21 protein-coding genes and 1 pseudogene are annotated in these 22095 nt (G+C 42.8%); 11 read left to right on the top strand and 11 right to left on the bottom strand.

The genetic code is table 11. The annotated features are described in order from the left end of the window. Positions 1-284 precede the first annotated feature (284 nt). The 4 genes from phoU to pstC form a co-directional block, all read right to left on the bottom strand. Positions 285-974, bottom strand: a complete 690-nt coding sequence (gene phoU / locus KFO40_RS20475; RefSeq protein WP_004317629.1) for a phosphate signaling complex protein PhoU — start codon at positions 972-974, stop codon at positions 285-287. A 75-nt stretch (positions 975-1049) separates the two neighbouring features. Next, positions 1050-1808 (bottom strand): phosphate ABC transporter ATP-binding protein PstB, encoded by a 759-nt coding sequence (gene pstB / locus KFO40_RS20470; RefSeq protein ID WP_211146736.1) that lies wholly within the window; start codon positions 1806-1808, stop codon positions 1050-1052. An 8-nt stretch (positions 1809-1816) separates the two neighbouring features. Next, positions 1817-2692 carry a phosphate ABC transporter permease PstA gene (gene pstA, locus KFO40_RS20465; RefSeq protein WP_008025376.1) on the bottom strand — a complete coding sequence of 292 codons (876 nt, stop codon included), beginning with the start codon at positions 2690-2692 and terminating at the stop codon, positions 1817-1819. A 1-nt stretch (position 2693) separates the two neighbouring features. Further along, positions 2694-3890: a phosphate ABC transporter permease subunit PstC gene (gene pstC / locus KFO40_RS20460; protein ID WP_211146735.1), complete on the bottom strand. Its 1197-nt coding sequence runs from the start codon at positions 3888-3890 to the stop codon at positions 2694-2696. A gap of 179 nt (positions 3891-4069) precedes the next feature. On the opposite strand from pstC, the gene KFO40_RS20455 reads away from it, so the two are divergent. The 4 genes from KFO40_RS20455 (at position 4070) to KFO40_RS20440 (ending at position 8900) form a co-directional block, all read left to right on the top strand. Beyond that, positions 4070-4882 (top strand): phosphate ABC transporter substrate-binding protein, encoded by an 813-nt coding sequence (locus KFO40_RS20455; protein ID WP_008643354.1) that lies wholly within the window; start codon positions 4070-4072, stop codon positions 4880-4882. A 48-nt stretch (positions 4883-4930) separates the two neighbouring features. Then, positions 4931-6670, top strand: a complete 1740-nt coding sequence (locus tag KFO40_RS20450; protein ID WP_004317618.1) for a glutamine--tRNA ligase/YqeY domain fusion protein — start codon at positions 4931-4933, stop codon at positions 6668-6670. 99 nt (positions 6671-6769) lie between these two features. Next, positions 6770-8221, top strand: a complete 1452-nt coding sequence (locus KFO40_RS20445) for a tetratricopeptide repeat protein (protein WP_008643355.1) — start codon at positions 6770-6772, stop codon at positions 8219-8221. A gap of 31 nt (positions 8222-8252) precedes the next feature. Then, on the top strand, positions 8253-8900 hold the full coding sequence (locus KFO40_RS20440) for a DedA family protein (protein ID WP_008025384.1): 648 nt from the start codon (positions 8253-8255) through the stop codon (positions 8898-8900). Positions 8901-8968: 68 nt separating this feature from the next. On the opposite strand, the gene KFO40_RS20435 is transcribed toward KFO40_RS20440, so the two are convergent. Next, the gene (locus KFO40_RS20435; RefSeq protein WP_004317613.1) at positions 8969-9853 is read right to left on the bottom strand and encodes a DUF3078 domain-containing protein; all 885 of its coding nucleotides are present in this window, start codon (positions 9851-9853) and stop codon (positions 8969-8971) included. 190 nt (positions 9854-10043) lie between these two features. Continuing rightward, a complete protein-coding gene (tpx, locus tag KFO40_RS20430; protein ID WP_004296650.1) occupies positions 10044-10544 on the bottom strand; it encodes a thiol peroxidase in 501 nt (166 codons plus the stop codon). 137 nt (positions 10545-10681) lie between these two features. On the opposite strand from tpx, the gene KFO40_RS20425 reads away from it, so the two are divergent. The 4 genes from KFO40_RS20425 (at position 10682) to KFO40_RS20410 (ending at position 13485) form a co-directional block, all read left to right on the top strand. Further along, entirely contained in the window at positions 10682-11245 is a 564-nt protein-coding gene (locus tag KFO40_RS20425; RefSeq protein WP_004317609.1) for an HdeD family acid-resistance protein, read from the top strand. A gap of 83 nt (positions 11246-11328) precedes the next feature. Then, positions 11329-11808, top strand: a complete 480-nt coding sequence (locus KFO40_RS20420) for a DUF4494 domain-containing protein (RefSeq protein WP_004296648.1) — start codon at positions 11329-11331, stop codon at positions 11806-11808. 6 nt (positions 11809-11814) lie between these two features. Then, a complete protein-coding gene (locus tag KFO40_RS20415) occupies positions 11815-12483 on the top strand; it encodes a YggS family pyridoxal phosphate-dependent enzyme (protein ID WP_008025386.1) in 669 nt (222 codons plus the stop codon). A 24-nt stretch (positions 12484-12507) separates the two neighbouring features. Continuing rightward, positions 12508-13485 (top strand): dihydroorotate dehydrogenase-like protein, encoded by a 978-nt coding sequence (locus KFO40_RS20410; RefSeq protein WP_117684771.1) that lies wholly within the window; start codon positions 12508-12510, stop codon positions 13483-13485. Positions 13486-13580: 95 nt separating this feature from the next. Here the strand turns inward: KFO40_RS20410 and KFO40_RS20405 are convergent, their stop codons facing one another. Beyond that, positions 13581-14906, bottom strand: coding sequence for a PhoH family protein (locus KFO40_RS20405; protein WP_211146734.1), 1326 nt, complete (start codon positions 14904-14906; stop codon positions 13581-13583). A 132-nt stretch (positions 14907-15038) separates the two neighbouring features. On the opposite strand from KFO40_RS20405, the gene KFO40_RS20400 reads away from it, so the two are divergent. After that, on the top strand, positions 15039-16517 hold the full coding sequence (locus tag KFO40_RS20400) for a bifunctional folylpolyglutamate synthase/dihydrofolate synthase (protein ID WP_008025391.1): 1479 nt from the start codon (positions 15039-15041) through the stop codon (positions 16515-16517). Here the strand turns inward: KFO40_RS20400 and KFO40_RS20395 are convergent. From KFO40_RS20395 to KFO40_RS20380, 4 genes are all read right to left on the bottom strand, one after another. Continuing rightward, positions 16485-16859 carry a RidA family protein gene (locus KFO40_RS20395; protein WP_004327226.1) on the bottom strand — a complete coding sequence of 125 codons (375 nt, stop codon included), beginning with the start codon at positions 16857-16859 and terminating at the stop codon, positions 16485-16487. The genes KFO40_RS20400 and KFO40_RS20395 overlap by 33 nt on opposite strands. A 79-nt stretch (positions 16860-16938) precedes the next feature. Continuing rightward, positions 16939-17232: a RyR domain-containing protein gene (locus KFO40_RS20390; protein WP_211146733.1), complete on the bottom strand. Its 294-nt coding sequence runs from the start codon at positions 17230-17232 to the stop codon at positions 16939-16941. 133 nt (positions 17233-17365) lie between these two features. Further along, a complete protein-coding gene (locus tag KFO40_RS20385) occupies positions 17366-17872 on the bottom strand; it encodes a DUF805 domain-containing protein (protein ID WP_009041088.1) in 507 nt (168 codons plus the stop codon). Positions 17873-18009: 137 nt separating this feature from the next. After that, the gene (locus KFO40_RS20380; protein ID WP_055236191.1) at positions 18010-18369 is read right to left on the bottom strand and encodes a hypothetical protein; all 360 of its coding nucleotides are present in this window, start codon (positions 18367-18369) and stop codon (positions 18010-18012) included. A 153-nt stretch (positions 18370-18522) separates the two neighbouring features. Here KFO40_RS20380 and KFO40_RS20375 point away from each other — a divergent pair, with 153 nt between their 5' ends. Together KFO40_RS20375 and KFO40_RS20370 are read left to right on the top strand one after the other, a co-directional pair. Then, positions 18523-20847: a DUF3987 domain-containing protein gene (locus tag KFO40_RS20375; protein ID WP_211146732.1), complete on the top strand. Its 2325-nt coding sequence runs from the start codon at positions 18523-18525 to the stop codon at positions 20845-20847. Positions 20848-21105: 258 nt separating this feature from the next. Beyond that, positions 21106-21426: pseudogene (locus KFO40_RS20370) on the top strand (HU family DNA-binding protein); the annotation flags it as partial. Positions 21427-22095: the final 669 nt, after the last annotated feature.

Below are 22095 nucleotides of genomic sequence, written 5' to 3'. Positions count from 1 at the left end.
GAGCAAAAAAAAATGGGGCTTTTCACAAAGCTCCATTTTTCAGTTTTCAATAGGTATTAGTTTTTTTTTAAGGTAAAAAGATTGTTTTCAGGATAACGGTGCAAATATAGGCGGTTTTACCGATACTATCCAAATTATAAAACATGTCATATAACATCTTTTTGAAAATTCTTTGGATTTATTATCATTTGAAGCAAAATCTCCTGTAACTTGTCCGTTATAGGTGACAAATATAGGATAATTTTTTAAGGAGCCCTAATTTCTGTTTAAAAATCCGCAAAAAATTACTTTTCCGGGTAGTTTTCGTCCGTTTTTCCACGATGTTTTAACACTTTGGCGTCAATGAAGAAAACAATCTCCTCGGCAATATTGGTAATATGGTCTCCCGAACGTTCCAGTTTACGGAACACACTGACCAAATCTACGCAGGTATGTACAGCTTCCGGATGTTCGATGATATAGTCAGAAAGAATACCTGTCGCATCCGCATTGATTTCATCCAGCAAATTATCCTTGGCAAACACTCCCGCTGCCAAATCATTGCTTTCTTCATTCAAGGCACGCTTCGCCAGTTCCAGCATCGACAACACTTCTGCCTGCATCTCTGCCAGACGAAGACGGTTCAATAATTCCGCATCCAACACCGGCTCTTTGCAACGAAGTACAAAGCGGGCAATACCTTCCGCAAAGTCGCCCAAGCGTTCCAGATTCGTATTGATCTTCAGCATAGCCAATACAAAACGGAGGTCAATCGCCACCGGATTATATAATGCGATAATATCTTCCACATCGCTATCTATCTTCAATTCAAAAGCATTCACCCGACGCTCACGAACCATCACTTGTTGAGCCAACTCCTTGTCGAGGGTCAACACAGCCTCTCCGGCACGGTCAAGCTGGTTGTACACCAAGGTCCACATTTCATCAATTTCCTTCTTCAATAGGATAAGTTCCGATTCTATAAACTTTACCATAGTCTATTATATATAAATGATTAATATTTTGCGAATGACATTTCAGAAATAAATTTCAGGCACGGATTTCACGAATTACCCGAAGCGTCCCGTTATGTAATTCTGGGTAGCCTCTTTCTCCGGATTGGTGAATATCCTTTTCGTCTGATCGAATTCCACCATTTCGCCCATATAGAAAAACGCCGTCTTATCACTGACACGGGCTGCCTGCTGCATATTATGCGTAACGATTACAATCGTATAATCCCTCTTCAATTCATGGATCAACTCCTCCACCTTAGCCGTAGAAATAGGGTCGAGTGCAGACGCAGGCTCATCCATCAGCAATACCGAAGGAGAGACAGCCATCGCACGGGCGATACAAAGCCGCTGTTGCTGTCCGCCGGACAATGCATAAGCCGACTCCTTCAACTTATCTTTCACCTCATCCCAAAGAGCCGCTCCTTTCAACGTTTCCTCCACACGCTGACGAATGAAAGCATTATCTTTTATTCCGTTCACACGAAGTCCGTAAGCCACATTCTCGAATATACTTTTCGGGAAAGGATTCGGACGCTGGAACACCATTCCTACATTCTTACGGAGTTCGTCCACTTCCACCCCTTTCGCATATATATTATGTCCGTCGATACGGATTTCTCCCTCCAAACGGGTAGCAGGAATCAAATCATTCATCCGGTTGAAAAGCCGGAGGAAAGTAGACTTACCGCAACCGGACGGTCCGATAAAAGCGACAACCGACTTTTCCTCAATCTGCATACTGATACCCTTCAATGCATGAAAATCTCCATACCAAAAGTTCACATCGCGCGTATCTATTTTCACTGTATCCATATACTAATCTAGTTTGTTTTTACTCTTTTCTCAAAATACTTTCTCAATGCATTGGCCAGCAGATTCACGAACAGGATAATCATAATCAATACCAATGCCGTACCATAAGCTAGCGGCAATTGTGCCTCCATGTCCGTTCCACTCGTAGAAATCACATACAAATGATAAGGCAATGCCATACACTGATCAAAAATACCCGTTGGCAGTTGTGGCAGGAAGTATGCGGCACAAGTAAACAGAATCGGCGCCGTCTCTCCCGAAACACGTCCCAAGGCAAGAATCAACCCTGTGATAATGTTCGGCATCCCCATCGGCAGAATGACGTGCCAGATCGTCTGCAACTTCGTTGCCCCCAAGGCCCGGCTGCCTTCACGCATACTGTCAGGAATGGCTTTCAGAGCTTCCTCCGTTGTCCGAATGACCAAAGGTACGCAAAGCAAACCTAATGTCAAAGAACCGGCCAAAATACTATCACCAAATCCCATATAATTGACAAACAGCGCCATACCGAACAATCCGAATACGATGGAAGGAATACCGCTCAAGTTATTGGTCATCACCCGGATAAAGCGTACCAACTTACCTTTCGGCGCATACTCATTCATATAAATTCCGCTCATCACCCCTATCGGAAAGGCGAACAGCGCACTCCCCACCATCAGATAGAAAGTACCGACAATAGCCGGCCATATACCGCCACCTGTCATCCCGTCCGTAGGAGCCGAAGTGATAAAATCCCAACTGATAGCGCCGATTCCTTTATAGACGATAAATCCCAGAATTGCAAACAATATCAGTACAATGCAAAGGCTCAACAGCCGGAAAATCCCGAAAGCAACTTTCTGCGAACGGTGTTTAGCTTTATTATTACTCCGTATTTCCATCTTATTTGCTACGTTTTAATCCTTTAGAGGAAATATATTCCACACTAAAGTTGATAATCAATGTGATGAAGAACAGTACGACCCCCAACAGGAACAACGCCTGATAGTGAGGTCCTCCTGCAGGAGCTTCTCCCAGTTCGGCCGCAATCGTAGCCGGAATGGTACGCAAAGGCTCAAGGATTGTTGTCGGAATCACAGCCGCATTACCCGTCACCATCAATACTGCCATCGTCTCCCCGATAGCACGTCCGATACCAAGTACCACACCGGATGTAATCCCCGAAATAGAATAAGGAATCACTACCTTATATATCGTCTGCCATTGCGAAGCGCCCAATACCAGACTCGCCTCACGCATCGCACGCGGACAGTTGCGCATCGCGTCTTCCGTCACCGTTATAATAGTAGGCAATGCCATAATGGCCAGTACGATACTTCCCGCCAAGCCACTCTCTCCTACCGGAAGATCAAACAATTTCTGAATCAACGGAACAATGACAATTAATCCGAAAAAGCCATAAACAACGGAAGGAATACCACTCAACAGTTCGATAATCGGTTTTAGCCAGTTCCGCACTTTCGGATTTGCCACTTCAGACATATAAATAGAAACCGACAGCCCGAACGGCAAAGCAAAAAGGATGGCAAACAGGCTCACCCACAACGTCCCGGTAATCAACGGCAAAAAGCCGAATTGAGCAGCCGGAGTAGCCGTAGGAAACCATTCGGCACCCGCAAATACATCCTTTACGGAAATAGTGTTATCCTCTATGAAATGTACCGCGTCCGGATGAACAATAAATTTCTGCGGAACAAAAGCTACGATGCCGGGTGTTTTCTCCACCAGCTCCGTAATCTTATCGCCTGCATATTCATAAGCAGGTCCCAACTCCTCTTCCGTATAATACTGCGTTATATCTTCCAAACGAAAAACCCGAATAGGGAGATCTTCCCCACCGAGTTCCTTCCAGTTTGTAATCTCTTCGTCAAAAACATTTTTTATCTGTGCGGGGCTCAACACGCTAACCTTGTTGCTCTTATTCAGCGCCAACACATATCCCTCTTCAATCACTTTACTCTTGAACAGTCCGAAAGCTTCAGTGAAAAGGAAGAGTACAATCAGCAGAATAGTAATACTTGTCACAAAGCCGCTACAAGTCAACATTCCTTCTATAATCTTTTCAAATACCTTTTTCATATACCTGCTATGATTTCTGATGCAAAGAAAGCATCTCTTTATTAAGGAGGTGTGACTAACGTTTGAAGGAAATGTTTCAATCATGTTACGTTTGTGTTACAAGTATCATTTCCACTCCGGATGAAATGAAAATGTAATATCCGATTGCTTAATTTGCAACGTTAATAAAACGAAGAAATATGAAAGTGAGAAGAAACTTATTAATCGCCCTTTCCTTACTCTCGCTCGGTGCCAACGCACAACGTATTAAAGGTAGCGATACGGTACTGCCTGTCGCACAACAGACAGCAGAGCGGTTTATGAACCAGCACCCGGAGGCCCGTGTCACAGTGACCGGTGGCGGAACCGGTGTAGGTATCTCCGCTTTAATGGATCATACAACGGACATCGCAATGGCTTCCCGCCCGATCAAGTTCAGCGAAAAGATGAAAATAAAAGGAGCCGGAGAAGAAGTAGACGAAGTGATTGTAGCCTACGATGCTCTTGCCGTGGTGGTGCATCCCTCCAATCCGGTAAAGCAACTGACCCGTCAACAACTGGAAGATATTTTCCGGGGGAAGATAAACAACTGGAAACAGGTAGGTGGAGACGATCGCAAAATAGTGGTTTACTCGCGCGAAACATCGTCCGGTACTTACGAATTTTTCAAAGAGAGCGTACTGAAAAATAAAAACTACATGGCAAGCAGCCTTTCCATGCCGGCAACGGGTGCCATCATCCAGTCTGTCAGCCAAACCAAAGGAGCCATCGGATATGTCGGACTGGCATACGTATCTCCCCGTGTCAAAACGCTTTCCGTATCATACGACGGCACCCACTATGCCACGCCTACGGTAGAGAACGCCACCAATAAGACCTACCCCATCGTGCGCCCGCTTTATTACTACTACAATGTAAAAAATAAGGAACAAGTCTCCCCCCTGATTCAGTTTATTCTCTCGTCCGACGGACAGGACATTATAAAAAAGAGCGGTTATATTCCGGTTAAATAAAAAAAATGTCCTACTTTTGTAGCCTAAATACAGATAACATTAACCGTTATGACAGATATTAAAAACGAAGAAGCAGGCGAAAAGAAAAGCTTGAACTTTATTGAACAGGCAGTAGAGAAAGACTTGAAAGAAGGTAAAAATGGTGGAAAAGTGCAGACACGCTTCCCGCCCGAACCTAACGGTTACCTTCACATTGGCCATGCCAAAGCTATTTGCCTTGATTTCGGCATCGCAGAAAAACACGGCGGTGTATGTAACCTTCGTTTCGACGACACAAACCCGACCAAGGAAGATGTGGAATATGTAGAAGCTATCAAAGAAGACATTCAATGGTTGGGCTACCAGTGGGGAAACGAATACTACGCTTCCGACTACTTCCAACAATTATGGGACTTCGCTATCCGCCTGATTCAGGAGGGAAAAGCATATATTGACGAACAAAGCTCCGAACTGATCGCACAGCAAAAAGGTACTCCTACCCAACCGGGTGTGGAAAGCCCTTACCGCAACCGTCCTATCGAAGAAAGCCTCGAACTTTTTAAGAAAATGAATAGCGGCGAGATCGAAGAAGGTGCCATGGTGCTCCGTGCCAAGATTGACATGGCTAACCCGAATATGCACTTCCGCGATCCGATTATTTATCGTGTAGTGAAACACCCGCACCACCGTACAGGTACTACCTGGAAGGCTTATCCGATGTATGACTTCGCTCACGGACAGAGTGACTTCTTCGAAGGAGTAACTCACTCACTGTGTACACTCGAATTTGTGGTACACCGTCCTCTTTATGACCTCTTCATCGACTGGCTGAAAGAAGGAAAAGACCTGAACGACAACCGTCCTCGTCAGACTGAATTCAACAAACTGAACCTAAGCTATACCCTGATGAGCAAACGTAACCTGCTCACACTGGTAAAAGAAGGATTGGTGAACGGATGGGACGACCCCCGTATGCCGACTATCTGCGGTTTCCGCCGTCGCGGTTATTCACCGGAATCTATTCATAAATTTATTGATAAAATCGGATATACCACATACGATGCCCTGAACGACATCGCCCTGTTGGAAAGCTCCGTTCGGGACGACCTGAACAGCCGTGCCACCCGTGTATCGGCAGTGATCAACCCGGTTAAACTAATCATCACCAACTATCCGGAAGGACAGGTTGAAGAACTGGAAGCAATCAACAACCCGGAAGACCCGGAAGCAGGAAGCCACCTGATCGAATTCAGCCGTGAACTGTGGATGGAACGTGAAGACTTCATGGAAGACGCTCCCAAGAAATATTTCCGCATGACACCGGGACAGGAAGTACGCCTCAAAAATGCCTATATCGTAAAATGCACCGGTTGCAAGAAAGACGAAAACGGCGTAATAACAGAGGTATATTGTGAATATGACGCTAATACCCGTAGCGGTATGCCGGACGCAAACCGTAAGGTGAAAGGCACGCTCCATTGGGTAAGCTGCAATCACTGCCTGCAAGCAGAAGTACGTTTGTACGACCGCCTGTGGAAAGTGGAAAACCCACGCGACGAACTGGCTGCCATCCGCGAAGCTAAAAATTGCGAAGCACTGGAAGCCATGAAAGAAATCATCAATCCGGACTCATTGAAAGTTCTGCCCAACTGCTACATAGAGAAGTTCGCAGCTACCCTGCCTACACTCTCCTACCTGCAGTTCCAACGGATCGGTTACTTTAATATCGACAAAGAATCAACCCCGGAAAAACTGATTTTCAACCGCACAGTAGGGTTGAAAGATACGTGGGGGAAGATTAATAAATAACCTTTCACCACAGATTACACGGATTAACACAGATTAGAGAAATAAAGAATAAAAATCTGTGTTAATCCGTGTAATCTGTGGTGAACAAAATTAATAAAAATGGGTAGAAAGAACTCACCATCAGCCAAAAAGCAACTAGCCACACTTATCACAAACTACGAAGAAGCAAAAGCAGAAAACCGACAACTTTATCTGGATGCTGACCAACTGGCCGACATCGCCGACTGGTATGCCTCCGAACGGAAATTTGAAGAAGCACAAGAAGTAATCACCTACGGACTTAAGATACATCCGGGAAATACAGCTTTACTCATCGAACAAGCCTATCTCTACCTGGACACCCAAAAACTGCAAAAAGCAAAGAAAGTAGCAGATTCCATCACCGAAGATTTTGACTCGGAAGTGAAACTGCTGAAAGCCGAACTATTGCTGAATGGAGGAAAACTGGAAGAAGCCCAATGGCTATTAAGTACGATAGCGGATGCCGACGAACTGGAAACAATCATTGATGTCGTATTTCTCTATCTGGACATGGGATACCCGGATGCAGCCAAAGAATGGCTCGACCGAGGTAAATCGCGTTATGCCGAAGATGAAGAATATATGGCCCTCACAGCCGATTATCTGGCATCGACCCACCAAGTAGAATCGGCCATCATCTATTACAACAAACTCATCGACAAATCCCCTTTCAACCCTTCCTACTGGATGGGACTGGTGAAATGTTACTTTGTTCAGGAACAAATAGACAAGGCCATCGAAGCCTGTGATTTTGCGTTGGCAGCCGACGATCAGTGTGGAGAAGCCTACGCTTATAAAGCGCATTGTTTTTTCTATCTGAACAATTCGGATGATGCCATCGAGAATTACCAAAAAGCGATCGAGCTTAAATCCATCCCCCCCGAACTGGGTTATATGTTCATGGGAATATCTTACGGCAATAAAGAAGAATGGCAGAAAGCCGATGACTACTACGACAAAGTAATCGCACGTTTTGAAGAAGACGGAGACAGACAGTCTGTCCTATTAATAGACACATATACCAGCAAAGCCTTCGCCCTGTCCCATCTGGAAAGATATGAAGAAGCACATCAGCTCTGCGAGAAAGCCAAAGAGATAAACCCGAATGAAGGATTGATTTATCTGACAGAGGGAAAACTATATCTGGCAGAGGAGCTGGAAGACGAAGCAGCCTTGTCTTTCGAAAAAGCGATAGAGATTAACTCTAACATAGAAATGTGGTATATGATCGCCTCTGCTTATTCGGAAAGTGACTATCTGATAGAAGCCAAAGAATACTTTGAAAAAGCGTACCAGATGAATCCGAAATACGAAGATGTGACGGAGAAATTGAGTGTGCTTTGCCTCATGCACGGTGAAATCGACAACTTCTTTAAATACAACAAAGAATGTGAACATCCACTGGAAGAAGATATGATTCTGGATCTGTTAAATAGTCCCGAACATAGAGAGGAAGATGAAAGAACTCTCAAAGAAGTGTGGGAACGCATGAAAAAGGAGAATAAGAAAAAGAAGAAAGGAAAAAAATAAATCAGATTAATAAATTCTATCCTCAAAAAACATGGAATCAGTAGCAGAACTTCTTAAATGGGTATTAGAAAATTTGAACTATTGGGTAGTCACCATTTTTATGGCTATCGAAAGTTCTTTTATTCCCTTCCCCTCGGAAGCCGTAGTGCCACCTGCCGCATGGAAAGCTATGGCAGACGACAGTATGAATATCTTTCTCGTGGTCCTATTTGCCACCATAGGAGCAGATATCGGTGCATTAGTAAATTATTACCTGGCGCGTTGGCTGGGTCGTCCTATTGTCTATAAATTCGCTAACAGCCGTTTAGGGCACATGTGCCTTATTGATGAAGAAAAGGTACACCATGCAGAAGAATATTTCAGAAAGCACGGTGCAGCCTCCACTTTCTTTGGCCGTCTCATTCCGGCTGTACGCCAACTTATCAGTATTCCCGCAGGATTAGCCGGCATGAAATTAGGACCTTTCCTACTTTACACCACTCTCGGCGCTGCGATATGGAACAGTATATTGGCTCTACTCGGATACCTGATCTACCGGTTTACAGACCTCAAAACCACTAATGACGTCTATGTAATGGCAACCACATACAGCCACGAAATCGGCTATGTCATTATAGCAGTGGTGGTATTGGTCATCGGATTCCTAGCTTATAAGGGACTGAAGAAGAAGAAAAAATAAGTATTAAGTATTAGGTATTAAGTATTACCATGACTAATACTTAATACCTAATACTTAAAAACCAATCCTTAGAAATTGAATTGGACTCCCACTCCCAAGATCTCTTTAAATTGTACACGAGATCCTTTGGTACCATCCTTTTGTACAATCTTCACATCATCGTCATACATCAGGTTAGTAGTGAGCGTGGTTGAAAACCATTTATTGATAATCATATTTATTTGCACTTCCCAGTTCACATCTATGTTCAATGGCTTGTGCAGATAATCGGAATATAAATCCAAACGCGAATATACTGTCATATTCTTCAAAAATTCATATTTGGCTTCCCCTTTCAAGTTAGCACCGAAACTGGATAACAGGTGTTTGCCCGGATCCACTCCATAGGCTCCTTCGTCCGAGAGACGGTCATTGAGAACAAATGTTCCGCGCCATGCAGCAGGAGACAATACAACGGTAAATATCTTACCCGGATCATAGGTAAAGCCCAAACCGGTAGTCAAATAAGCGGGAGCCATAAATTCGGAGATAGCAACATCCTTATTGACGGAATAGTCATATCCGGGAGAGAACTGCGTCTGGAAAGTGGCGAATGCGCTGGCATACCAACTTTTGGCAATAGCATAGCCATAATTCGTATTCAAATAAATCTTATCATTAGCCTTCCTGGTTCCGTCGTCACCAGTCTTATTCAATCCATAAGCCAGTTCGATACGATTATTCCACAGATGTTTTCCTTTCTTATAATTAATCTGATAAGTGCCCTGCAAGTCAAAGGCAACAGAGTTATCACCTCCGGCAGCCCAGTTAGTCAGGCTCACCTGTGTCAGTTTCAGTCCGGCAAATCCTTCTTTTGTCCAGGGAGAAGTTTGTGTACTATCGGCAGTTTGAGCCGACAGGGTTCCAGCACCCATACATAGCAGGGTGATGAATAGAGTTTTCATCTTGTTCATGATAGTTGAGGTTTAGTGTAGAAAAAACACAACCTAACAAGAACGGAGCCTTGGCAGTTTACCAAGCCTTTTTACCAGTTCCCATTAGGTCAAAATCTTTAAGATAAGAGCAGTATTAAGTATTAGCCGTATTCGTTTATTAGCTGCAACTAATAGTTAATACCTAATACTTAATACTCCATATTCTATATTACTTTACAGCAGCTAAGGCTTTATCATAATCAGGCTCCTGGGTGATTTCAGGAACAAGTTCCGTATAAGCAATCTTGCCATCCTTGCCAATCACAACTACCGCACGGGCCAAAAGTCCTGCCAACGGACCATCTGCCATACGCACTCCGTAACTTTCGTCGAAATCAGAGAAGCGGAAATCAGACAGTGGAATTACATTTTCAATACCTTCCGTTGTACAGAAACGACCGTGCGCAAAAGGAAGGTCCTTAGAGATAGCCAATACTACCGTATCTTTCAGTCCGGCAGCCATCTTATTAAACTTACGTACAGAGGTTGCACATACGCTGGTATCCAGACTGGGGAAAATATTTAAAATCACATTTTTACCATTTAAATCTTTCAGAGAGAAAGAAGATAAATCTGTTTTTACCAGCTCGAAGTCAGGAGCTACCTTACCTACTTGTATAAATTCACCGATTAGTTTCACCGGTTGTCCTTTGAAATTTGTTGTTGCCATAATGCATCTATATTTAAAATTTACTTTATATAGGAAACAACGATTCCCCCAAATATGTTCACGGAAAACCTTTTCTAAATTGAATTTGTTATTCCACAACGAAATCACCCTAGTATTCAATTTAAAATATAAAATGTATGGAAACTGTATTCAATGAGATTCAACATTCAGTAAAAAATTGGTGGACCTCTCTTCTTTTGGGAATCGTGTATATCATTGTAGCCCTTTGGCTCATGTTCTCACCCGTGAGCACCTATGTAGCTTTAAGTATCATTTTCAGCGTATCGATGTTGATAAGCGGTATTTTAGAAATTATCTTCGCTTTTAGCAACCGGAAAGGTGTCCCGAGCTGGGGATGGTATATCGTAGGCGGACTGATCGACCTTGTTCTGGGTATCTACCTGATTGCCTACCCAATGGTCAGCATGGAAGTCATTCCTTTTATCATAGCCTTCTGGCTTATGTTCCGCGGCTTCTCCTCCACCGGCTATTCCATCGACTTGAAACGTTACGGAACCCGCGACTGGGGCTGGTACATGGCTTTCGGTATCCTTGCCATTCTGTGTTCCCTTTTAATATTATGGCAACCCGCTATAGGAGCACTCTACGCAGTCTACATGATTTCTTTTACTTTCCTCATCATCGGACTTTTCCGTGTCATGCTTTCATTTGAACTAAAAAATCTGCATAAAAGAAAATAAAAATCTTTCGGCACTTACTTTGGTATTTTGTTTATCTTTGTAGGCAATTTACATGAATCAATTAATTAAAAAGGAAGAAAATTATGGCAATGCATACATGGTTTGAGTGCAAGATCCGTTATGAGAAAGTAATGGAAAACGGAATGCAGAAGAAAGTAACTGAACCTTATCTTGTTGATGCACTCAGTTTTACAGAAGCAGAAGCACGGATTATCGAAGAAATGACTCCGTTTATCTCCGGAGAATTTACCGTTTCGGACATCAAACGTGCCAACTATAGCGAATTATTCCCCAGTGACGAAGAAAGTGCCGACCGCTGGTTCAAATGCAAACTTATTTTTATCACGCTCGATGAAAAAAGCGGTGCGGAAAAAAAGACTTCCACTCAAGTATTGGTACAAGCTGCCGACTTGCGTGATGCAGTGAAAAAGCTGGATGAGGGCATGAAAGGAACCATGGCAGATTATCAGATCGGTATGGTATCCGAAACTCCGCTCATGGATGTATATCCTTACAGCGCCGAACCGAATGACAAACCGGAATTTGATCCGTCAAAAGCATAAGTAACAATGAGTATTGCTGACAATTTAAAGCAAGTGCTGGCCGAACTCCCTCAAGGAGTCCGGCTGGTTGCTGTCTCAAAATTCCATCCCAATGAAGCGATAGAAGAAGCATATCAGGCGGGACAGCGTATTTTTGGAGAAAGCAAAGTGCAGGAAATGACAGCTAAATACGAAAGTTTGCCGAAAGATATCGAATGGCATTTTATCGGGCACCTGCAAACGAATAAAATCAAATACATGATACCATACGTAGCGATGATTCATGGAATTGATAGTTATAAACTACTGGCCGAAGTCAACAAACAAGCTGTCAAGGCCGGACGTACTGTGAACTGCCTGTTGCAGATTCACGTTGCGCAGGAAGAAACCAAATTTGGTTTCAGTCCCGAAGAATGTAAAGAGATGCTGAATGTCGGAGAATGGAAAGAGCTGACTCATGTACGCATCCGCGGATTAATGGGTATGGCCAGCAACACCGATTGTATTGAACAAATCAACCGGGAATTTTGTTCACTAAATAGACTCTTTAACGAGATAAAAACAACTTGGTTCACCCACTCTGATACTTTCTGCGAACTATCAATGGGAATGTCACATGACTATCACGAAGCCATTGCCGCAGGAAGTACGCTGGTACGAGTAGGAAGCAAAATTTTCGGAGAAAGAAATTATTGATTAAGTATTAAAAAACATATTGCTATGACCGATTTAAAAACTACTTTCGCAGGGCTTTCTCTTAGAAACCCTATCATCATCAGTAGCTCAGGGCTGACCAACAGTGTCGGCAAAAACAAAAAATTGGCCGAAGATGGTGCCGGTGCTATCGTTCTGAAATCACTGTTTGAGGAACAGATCATGCTGGAAGCAGATCAACTGAAAGACCCGGCATTCTATCCCGAAGCCAGTGACTATCTGGAAGAATATATCCGTGAGCACAAGTTATCTGAATACCTGACTTTAATAAAAGAAAGCAAAAAGGTATGCCCCATTCCTATCATTGCCAGCATCAACTGCTACACTGATTCCGAATGGATTGATTTTGCAAAGAAGATTGAAGAGGCTGGTGCCGACGCATTGGAAATCAATATCCTCGCCTTGCAATCAGAACTGCAATATACATACGGTTCATTCGAACAACGCCACATCGACATTCTCCGCCGCATCAAGCAGACGGTTAACATTCCCGTTATCATGAAGCTGGGTGATAACCTGACCAATCCTGTGGTATTAATCGATCAGTTGTATGCCAACGGTGCAGCCGCAGTTGTTCTCTTCAACCGCTTCTATCAGCCGGACATCAACATCGAAAAGTTGGAGCATATTTCAGGAGAAATATTCAGCAATGCTTCCGACCTCGCCAATCCGCTCCGCTGGATTGGAATTGCATCTGCAGTAGTAGATAAGATCGACTATGCAGCTTCCGGTGGTGTTGCCAACGCTGAATCAGTAGTGAAAGCGATCCTTGCCGGTGCTTCAGCCGTAGAAGTATGTAGCGCAGTCTATCTGAATACAAACGCATTTATTGGAGAAGCCAACCGCTTCCTCTCTGCATGGATGGAACGCAAAGGATTCGAAAATATAGCTCAATTCAAAGGCAAACTGAATATCAAAGATATTAAAGGCGTCAATACATTTGAACGTACACAATTCCTTAAATATTTCGGAAAGAAAGAATAAAGCAAATGAAGAATGAAAAATGAAGAATGAAGAATTTTCTATGCAGCATAATAGCGCAGCTTATTCTTCATTCTTCATTTTTCATTCTTCATTTCCTACAGCAGGTTGCTTGCCAGTTCACTCAATTCACTTCGTTCACCTTTCAGCAAATTGACGTGTGCAAAGATATTCTGGTCTTTCATACGATCAATCATATATACCAAGCCATTGGACTGACTATCCAGATAAGGTTGGTCAATCTGCTGGATATCTCCCGTAAATACCATCTTCGTACCTTCGCCTGCACGGGTGATGATTGTCTTTATTTCATTTGGGGTCAGATTCTGCGCTTCGTCAATGATGCAATACATTTCGCTCAAACTACGACCACGAATAAATGCCAGAGCTTCAATCACCAGCTGTTCGCTTTTCTGCATATCTTCTATCCGCTTCACTTCGGTAGAGTTCGTAGCAAACTGACGTTTTATGACGTTCAGGTTATCAAACAACGGCTGCATATAAGGAGCTACTTTCTCTTGTGCATCTCCCGGAAGGAAACCTATGTCTTTATTAGAAAGCGCTACAACAGGACGTGCCAGCAAAATCTGTTTGTAATCGGTCAGTTTACCCAACGCAGCAGCCAAAGCCAGCAAAGTCTTACCTGTTCCTGCTTTTCCTGTCAGAGCTACCAGTTTGATATTCGGATCATTCAGGATCTCAAAAGCAAAACTCTGTTCCGCATTCCGGGGTTCGATTCCATAATTCTTACCCTTCATCACGCGGATAATAGAATGTGTGAAAGGATTGTAGCGTGCCAGTACACTGTTCCGGTCACTCTTCAACACAAAACATTCATTGGGATGAATCAAATCCTTAAAATCGAATTCACTCAAGTCAATGCCTTCTTTTGAAGAATAAATACGGTCGATCAATGCCGGATCTACATTTTCAAAAATCTCATTAGATTTCTCGAACACATCTACATTTACCACCTTATCCGTAATATAATCCTCGCAAAGCAATCCAATAGAACGGGCTTTCATGCGCAGATTCACATCTTTGGTCACTAAGATAGATTTCATTTTCGGATACTTGTCGGTCAGGTATTCGGTTGCCGCCAAAATCAAATGGTCGGGTTTCTTTATAGGAAACGATTCCCACACTTTGGTAGCCGGCACATTGCTCGTCACCACAAACAGACGTCCCAATCCTTCGCCAAGCTTCACTCCTTCGGAGAAAAGCTCGTCGCTAGTCAATACATCCAATTCGCGTACGAACTCACGAGCATTGAAATTAATCTGCTCGTTTCCTTTTTTGAACTTATCCAGTTCTTCGAGTACAACAAGAGGGAGGTAAATATCATTTTCCTGAAAATTCTTCAAGCAATTGTAGTCGTGAAGAATAACATTTGTGTCTAACACAAAATTTTTCTTAGTTCCCATGATTTCTTAGATTTAAATGTTGATATTTGCAATCTCATTCGCCAATCCCCGCATTTACGGTTAGATTGACGGTTCTAAAGATAAACAAATTAGCGGGCAATAAAGATTGCCCGAAGTTAAATATTATAAAACATGGACTATCAGAACACTTTAAAGTACTTATATGAGAGTGCGCCAATGTTTCAACAAATAGGAAGCAAAGCATATAAGCCAGGTTTAGAGACTACTCATCGATTAGACGAACATTTCGGGCATCCCCATCAACAATTCAAAACGATACATATCGCCGGAACCAATGGAAAGGGTTCCTGCTCACATACTATCGCAGCCGTATTACAGTCCGCAGGGTACCGGGTAGGCTTATTCACTTCCCCCCATTTGGTCGACTTCCGCGAACGCATCCGCATCAACGGAGAAATGATGCCGGAAGAATATGTAGTCAACTTCGTAGAAGAGCACCGCTCATTCTTCGAACCGCTCCATCCTTCGTTTTTTGAACTGACTACCGCCATGGCGTTCCGCTACTTTGCGGACCAGAAAGTAGACGTAGCCGTTATCGAAGTAGGAATGGGCGGACGTTTGGATTGCACCAACATCATTCACCCCGATTTATGTGTCATCACTAATATCAGTTTTGACCACATGCAATATCTAGGGAATACCCTGACAAAAATAGCCAAAGAAAAAGCAGGCATTATCAAAGAAGGGGTTCCGGTAGTCATTGGCAGAGCTAAAGGCAGCGTTAAACGTGTGTTCACCATGAAAGCAAAAGAAATGAATGCACCTATCAACTATGCAGATTCTATCTTCCCATATAATCCCACAGACTGGCTTCCTTATCCGGAAATGCAGGCACTAAGAAAACGTCTGGATAATGTCCTGCAAGACTTGATAAAAGAGACTCACCAACCATCTGAAAGCGCACAAGAATCCAAAGAGATATTGCTTTTCCTGCATCCGGCAGACAGCATTAAAGCATTAGACAAAATACTCGACAAGAGAAAAGATGCTATCCGAATTGTCAATGAAATGTTTCCTGCAGGTCTTTTTATGGAATTAAGCGGTCTCTGCCAGCATGAAAATATCCTCACCATCCTGTCTGCTCTTGAAGAGCTGACAAAAATAGGTTATCGCATCTGTCCCAAAGACTATCTCAATGGTTTTGCTGATGTGTGCAAACTCACCGGGCTGATGGGACGCTGGCAGAAAGTACACAGCTATCCGGATATCATCTGCGACACGGGACATAATGTAGATGGAATCAAATATGTCTGTGGACATCTTGATTTCCTTCATCAGAAATTCAACCAGGAGCTGCACATCGTATTTGGCATGGTGAACGATAAAGATATCAGCAGTGTCTTGCAAGAGTTACCGAAAGATGCCACCTATTATTTCACCAAAGCAAGTGTGAAACGTGCACTTCCGGAAAATGAACTATTGGCATTGGCAGAAGAAGCCGGATTGAAAGGTACCACCTACCCCACTGTTGTAGAAGCTGTACAGGCGGCAAAAAAGAACTGCCCCCCAAAAGATCTGATCTTTGTAGGAGGCAGCAGTTTCATTGTCGCAGATTTGTTAGCGAACCGCGATACACTCAATCTCTACTAACGCATCCTTGGGCAGAGCTTTTACGGCAACCGCCGAACGTGCCGGAAAAGCTCCGTCAAAATACGTGGCATACACGCCATTCATCCCTGCAAACAGGGACATATCCTGAAGAAATACAGTGGTTTTGACAATGTTTCCCATTGTCAATCCTGCTTCTTCAAGAATGTGTTTGATATTCTCCAACGACTGGCGAGCCTGTCCTTCTATCCCTTCAGCCATCTGTCCCGTAGCGGCATCAATAGGCAACTGACCGGACACAAATACCATACCATTAGCTTCTATCGCCTGACTATAAGGGCCGATAGCCCCCGGAGCTTTCTCACTGCAAATTACTTTTTTCATATCTGTTTCTTTTTCTGTTTATAATGGATTTCAAAGATAAAAATAAATTCTGAATAAGGTTGTTGCCATCATTCATCATCTATTTTTCATCCTTCGAAATCTTAAACCCCAGTTTCATTATCAGTTTCAAGGTTTCCACTGAAGAATTTCTGTCATATACCTTTTCTTCTTCAGGCAATTCTTCATACGGAATCAGGCACGGATGCTGTTTCAATACATCATCCCGCTTTTCGCCATACGTCCAACCTTGTTCTATTCTGGTTTTCGACCAGACCTCATGAACATTCTTAGCCATTTCTTCTACCAGGTATTCCAATTCCTTCGGGAGTTGGATGTGTCCTGTATCCACCGGATTGGGAATATACTCTTTCATCTTACAAATCATTATTTATTATGTTACACTTACAAATTTAGATAAAATATTGAATAACAAACAGGTTAATAACAAAAAAACCTCCTGCAAAACGAATTTCGCAGGAGGCTCTATTATTTCTTCTTTAATAAGATTATTCAGCCTTTTCTTTATCTTCTTCTACAGGGGCTTCCGCAGGTGCAGGAGCAGCTTCTACCGGCTTGTCAACTTTTACATCTTCTCTTGAAACGTTTACAGTCACATTTACAGAAGCAGGTTGTGCCTGATACGGCATACGGTTTTTCGGATCTGCACCATAAGGATTAGGACCTACCGTGCCATCTGCAAACAGCATGTACAATGCAAAAATCCAACCAACAATAGGCACACAGCACAACAAAATCAGCCAACCGGATTTATTTAAGTCGTGCAGACGTTTCACCCCCTGTGCCAGAGAGAACCAAACAGATGCAATCATAGCAGCAAGACCGATCAATAAACCAAATACTGATCCCCCGGCCGATCCGCTGGCAGCACCCAAAACAAATGTACCTACGCCTAGTGCCCATGCAATACTAGAAACTATACCACCAATAATGCCTGACAAGAAGTATTCGATTCTACGAATACGACCGTCAAATGAGAAAGGAGCTTTGAACATAATTTATTAAGTTTATATGAATAAATAAGTGAGTTTTTATCCGTGTTTCTCAATATGAAAGCAAAGATATAAAAAAAATTAAATAAAGAAAGGATTCGGGCAAAAAGATTGAAAAAATGCCCTGTTTTCTGTAGAAATCACAATTTCACCCCATCCCATTGCATCACTACCACCCACTCTTTCGGTTGGCAAATCCCATGAAAACGGTGTGGAACCGTAGCAACCACCAAATCACAATTGGAAGCTAATACGGTTCTTAACTCCTTCAGCAACATATCCATCCGGATGATTAAATGAAGATACTCCGTCATACACCGGATCACGCGCACATACTGATAAATACACATATCCTCTCCCCGTCTTATCTCCCCCAGTGTTTTAGGAGAGATATCAAGTTCGCTCGTAAAAAAACTGTTACTAAAAATACGATCCGTTGCCATTAAAGCCAATACCAAATTGCTCAAAAACTCGTATGGTTCCTGTTTTTCTTTTGCCATGTCATTCTATGATTAATAATTTATAATATTTCAGTTTTTATTTGCTTTATCAAGTACTATTCACATAGGGAAGCAACCCTATTTTTAATATCCCGACCTTTGTTCCCGTTATCTGATAGTCAGGTAACTCAATCTTACAAAAAACAATTTTATATGAAAGCCTTAGAAGAAATCAAAGTCTCGGTTTACGAGAACGTGTATTCAAAAAAGCCCAAAGTCATGTCTTTCCTTGAAGTCATCATTATGTGTATTCATCCGGTCTATGCCTCTATCGTAAACGCTATCCGCCGATACTATGCAGAAGGAGACCATGCCGCGGCACAGAAGTTGAAGAGCCAGCTCCCCTGTTTCACTCCGGCAGGTACTTTTGACGGAGCACATGCCATCAAAAACTTCCTCCTCTCCAGCCATATTGTCGGGCTCGATTACGATCATGTAAAAGATCGTCTTCAAGTCATCCAACGTTGTGCGGCAGATCCTCACACGGTAGCGGCCATAGAAAGTCCTACCGACGGAGTGAAAGTTTTCGCCTATGTGGAAGGTATCGAAAACCGCCATCGTGAAGGGCAGCAATTAGTGAGCCGTTACTACAATCAATTGCTGGGATTGGAGAGTGATCCGGCCTGCAAGGACGAAAGTCGTCTGTGTTATTTCAGTTATTCGCCCAATGGATATGTTGCCGGTCTTTATCAGGCATTTGTGTTGGAACCACATCTAAAAGAGGAAACAAACGCTTCCTCTGAAAATAAAGTGCTTCCTCCCTTTCCTCTCCAGGATAGTACCCCGGAAAACGTGTCTGAAGCAGAAATCGCCCAATTTATTTCGTCCTATATTTTCCTCCATCCCCTGACCGCCGGACAACGTCATTCCAACGTCTTTAAACTTGCCTGCGAAGCCTCCCGCCGACACTATCCGCAAGAAAGCATATTACGTGAGCTTACTGCATTTTTCGAGCATACAGATTTTCGTCCCGAAGAATTGACAAGTGTTTTATCATCTGGATACAAGCAAGTTAACGAGCACGCACCTGCTTCCTCTACAGCCACCTCTTCTTCCTTTCAAAAGGACATAAGGACAAAAATCCCCTATGGTACTTTAGAAAACTCCGATAGCACCGAAGAAGCCTATTGGCTGGGAGAAGAATTCAGGAAAGGAACACCTTTATTCCCGCGCGATTTGTACAATAATCTTCCCGATCTACTGAATGACTGTATCATTGAAGACGCAAGCGACCGCGAACAAGACATCTCCCTCCTTTCCGATCTTACCGCACTAAGTGCGGCACTTCCACAAACTTTCGGAATTTATAACCACAAAAAATATTCCCCCCATTTGTTCAGTGTCATATTTTCTTCTGCCGGCAGCGGTAAAAGCATTGCCCAAACCGGACGCTATCTATTGGAAGAAATACAGACTGAAATACTGTCTACCAGTGAATCCATGTTAAAAAACTACCATACAGCGCACAATACCTGGCAAGCAGAATGTCAGCGGAAAAGGAAAAAAGGAGAAACGTGTTCCGAAGAGCCTCAAAGACCTCCTTTTAAAATGTTATTCATTCCCGCCACTACCAGTTACACCCGTATGCAAATTCAGATGCAGGACAACGGTTCGCAGGGAAGTATCATTTTCGATACGGAAGCCCAAACGCTCTCCACGGCCAATCACCTGGATTGTGGTAACTTCGATGATATGCTCCGCAAAGCTTTTGAGCACGAAAACATTGATTCTTCCTATAAAGCCAACGGTATCATCCCAATCTATATCCGTTATCCCAAATTAGCTTTGCTTCTAACGGGTACTCCCGGACAGATAGACTGTTTGTTAAACAGTTACGGGAACGGACTTCCCAGCCGTATTCTGGCTTACACTTTCCGTGAAGCTCCCCACTGGAAAGAGATGGGTGATGATTGTATTTCATTGGAAGACTCTTTCAAGCCGATTGCCCATCGTGTCTACGAACTATATAATTTCTGCCTGGCGCATCCTGTTTTATTTCATTTCACCCGTCCGCAATGGAACCGTCTGAATGAGATTTTCTCACGTATGCTGTCCGAGGTAGCGATGGAGGGCAATGATGACCTCCAAGCCGTAGTGAAGCGCTATGCTTTTCTGGTGATGCGTATCAGCATGATTCAGACCCGCATCCGGCAATTTGAGGCAACCGATCTCTCCTCCGAAATTTATTGTATAGATGCCGATTTCGAACGATCTCTTCAAATCGTTCTATGTTGTTACGAGCACAGCCGTCTGTTACACTCATCCATGCCGGCTCCTGCGGTCCGTCCTCTGAAGAATCCGGACATTATTCGTAATTTCGTCAATGAGTTGCCTGACAGCTTCACTACAGATGAAGCTATTCAGATTGGCGCAAAATACGATTTCAACCTTCGTAAGGTTACACGTCTTCTAAAATCACTTAACGGAATAAAAATCAGCAAGGTATCTCATGGTTCTTATACTAAGATGAATAAATAACAGTCATAGGTGTCTTTTTGTCCTTTTGTCCTTTTGGAGAATCGGAAAAACATCGGGAGATTTGAAAAAAACATCTCAATAATTGAAATCAAACATTGGGAAGTTTCGATACAAATCTCCCAATGTTTTTTCTTTTTATCTATGCGCCCGTGTACGTCACTATGCGTCATGTCACTTTTCCAATGTATTACTTTTGTCATGTAATCGATTACAAGACAATTAAACAATTAAAAACTAGAAATTAAAAATTAAAAGTTTATGGCACAGAATTACACTCTCATGGCTCGCAAGAACCTGTTGAAACCTGATGAAACTCCGAAGTACTATGCAGTGGCGCGTAGCGGTCGCAAAGTAACGGTCAAGGAAGTCTGCAAACGAATCACCGAACGTTCTTCTTACTCCAAAGGAGAATTGGAAGGTTGTATCGGTGAGTTCCTGCTCGAAATCGTTAATGTACTGGAGGAAGGAAACATCGTGCAGATGGGTGACCTGGGCAATTTCCGTATGAGTATCAAAACGGGTACTCCTACTGATACGGCAAAAGATAGGGGGCACAGAACGACGTGTGTAAACTACGGTGACCGCAAAAACATATTGGATGCACGATGAATAAGGGGATTGAAGCTATTTCTATAAGATGCCAATATCAAAACGACGCGTTACATTGGTTTACATCTAGCTTCCATTCAACTACCATTTGAACAGTTCGAAGGCAACAAAACGTTAACTATAGGCTAACCGGTTGACATTATTCTAGGAATAACTTAATATAATTGAGGGAAAACCTTTATATACCGCTAGTTTCGGCACTTTGTGTTTGAGGCTAGTCGTTTTATTATTGTTGTTTGAGAAGCCGTTCGAAAGCTGTTAATTCTGAATTTTGAGAAGTCGTATTTGATGAATATATTGAAGGTTACTTAAATGTTAAAATTATATTTAGGGATACCATTAAAGATACTGTTTAGGGATACTATATTTTTCCGTAAATACAAGGAGTTACCAAGTTTAGGGATACCTTTTCAGAACTTTTCATTGCGTGTTCGGATATAGATAATGCCTTTTTTGATACGTTTTTTGCCATATTTATATGTTTTAATAGGGGGGTAATACCATTATTGCGACTGTTTATGACAATGCGAATGTGAGATAAGTCGTTGATTTATAGTGTATAGTAACCATACTATTTTCCGCCACGCCAATTTTATCGGCTGTCTTTCAGCCGATAAAATAAAAATGCCCGTAAGAAAA

This window comes from Bacteroides sp. 1001302B_160321_D4 (assembly GCF_015667765.1).
GTDB classification, from domain to species: domain Bacteria; phylum Bacteroidota; class Bacteroidia; order Bacteroidales; family Bacteroidaceae; genus Bacteroides; species Bacteroides xylanisolvens.
Note: the sequence above shows the minus strand (reverse complement) of the source record. Positions and strands in the feature narration are given on the sequence as shown.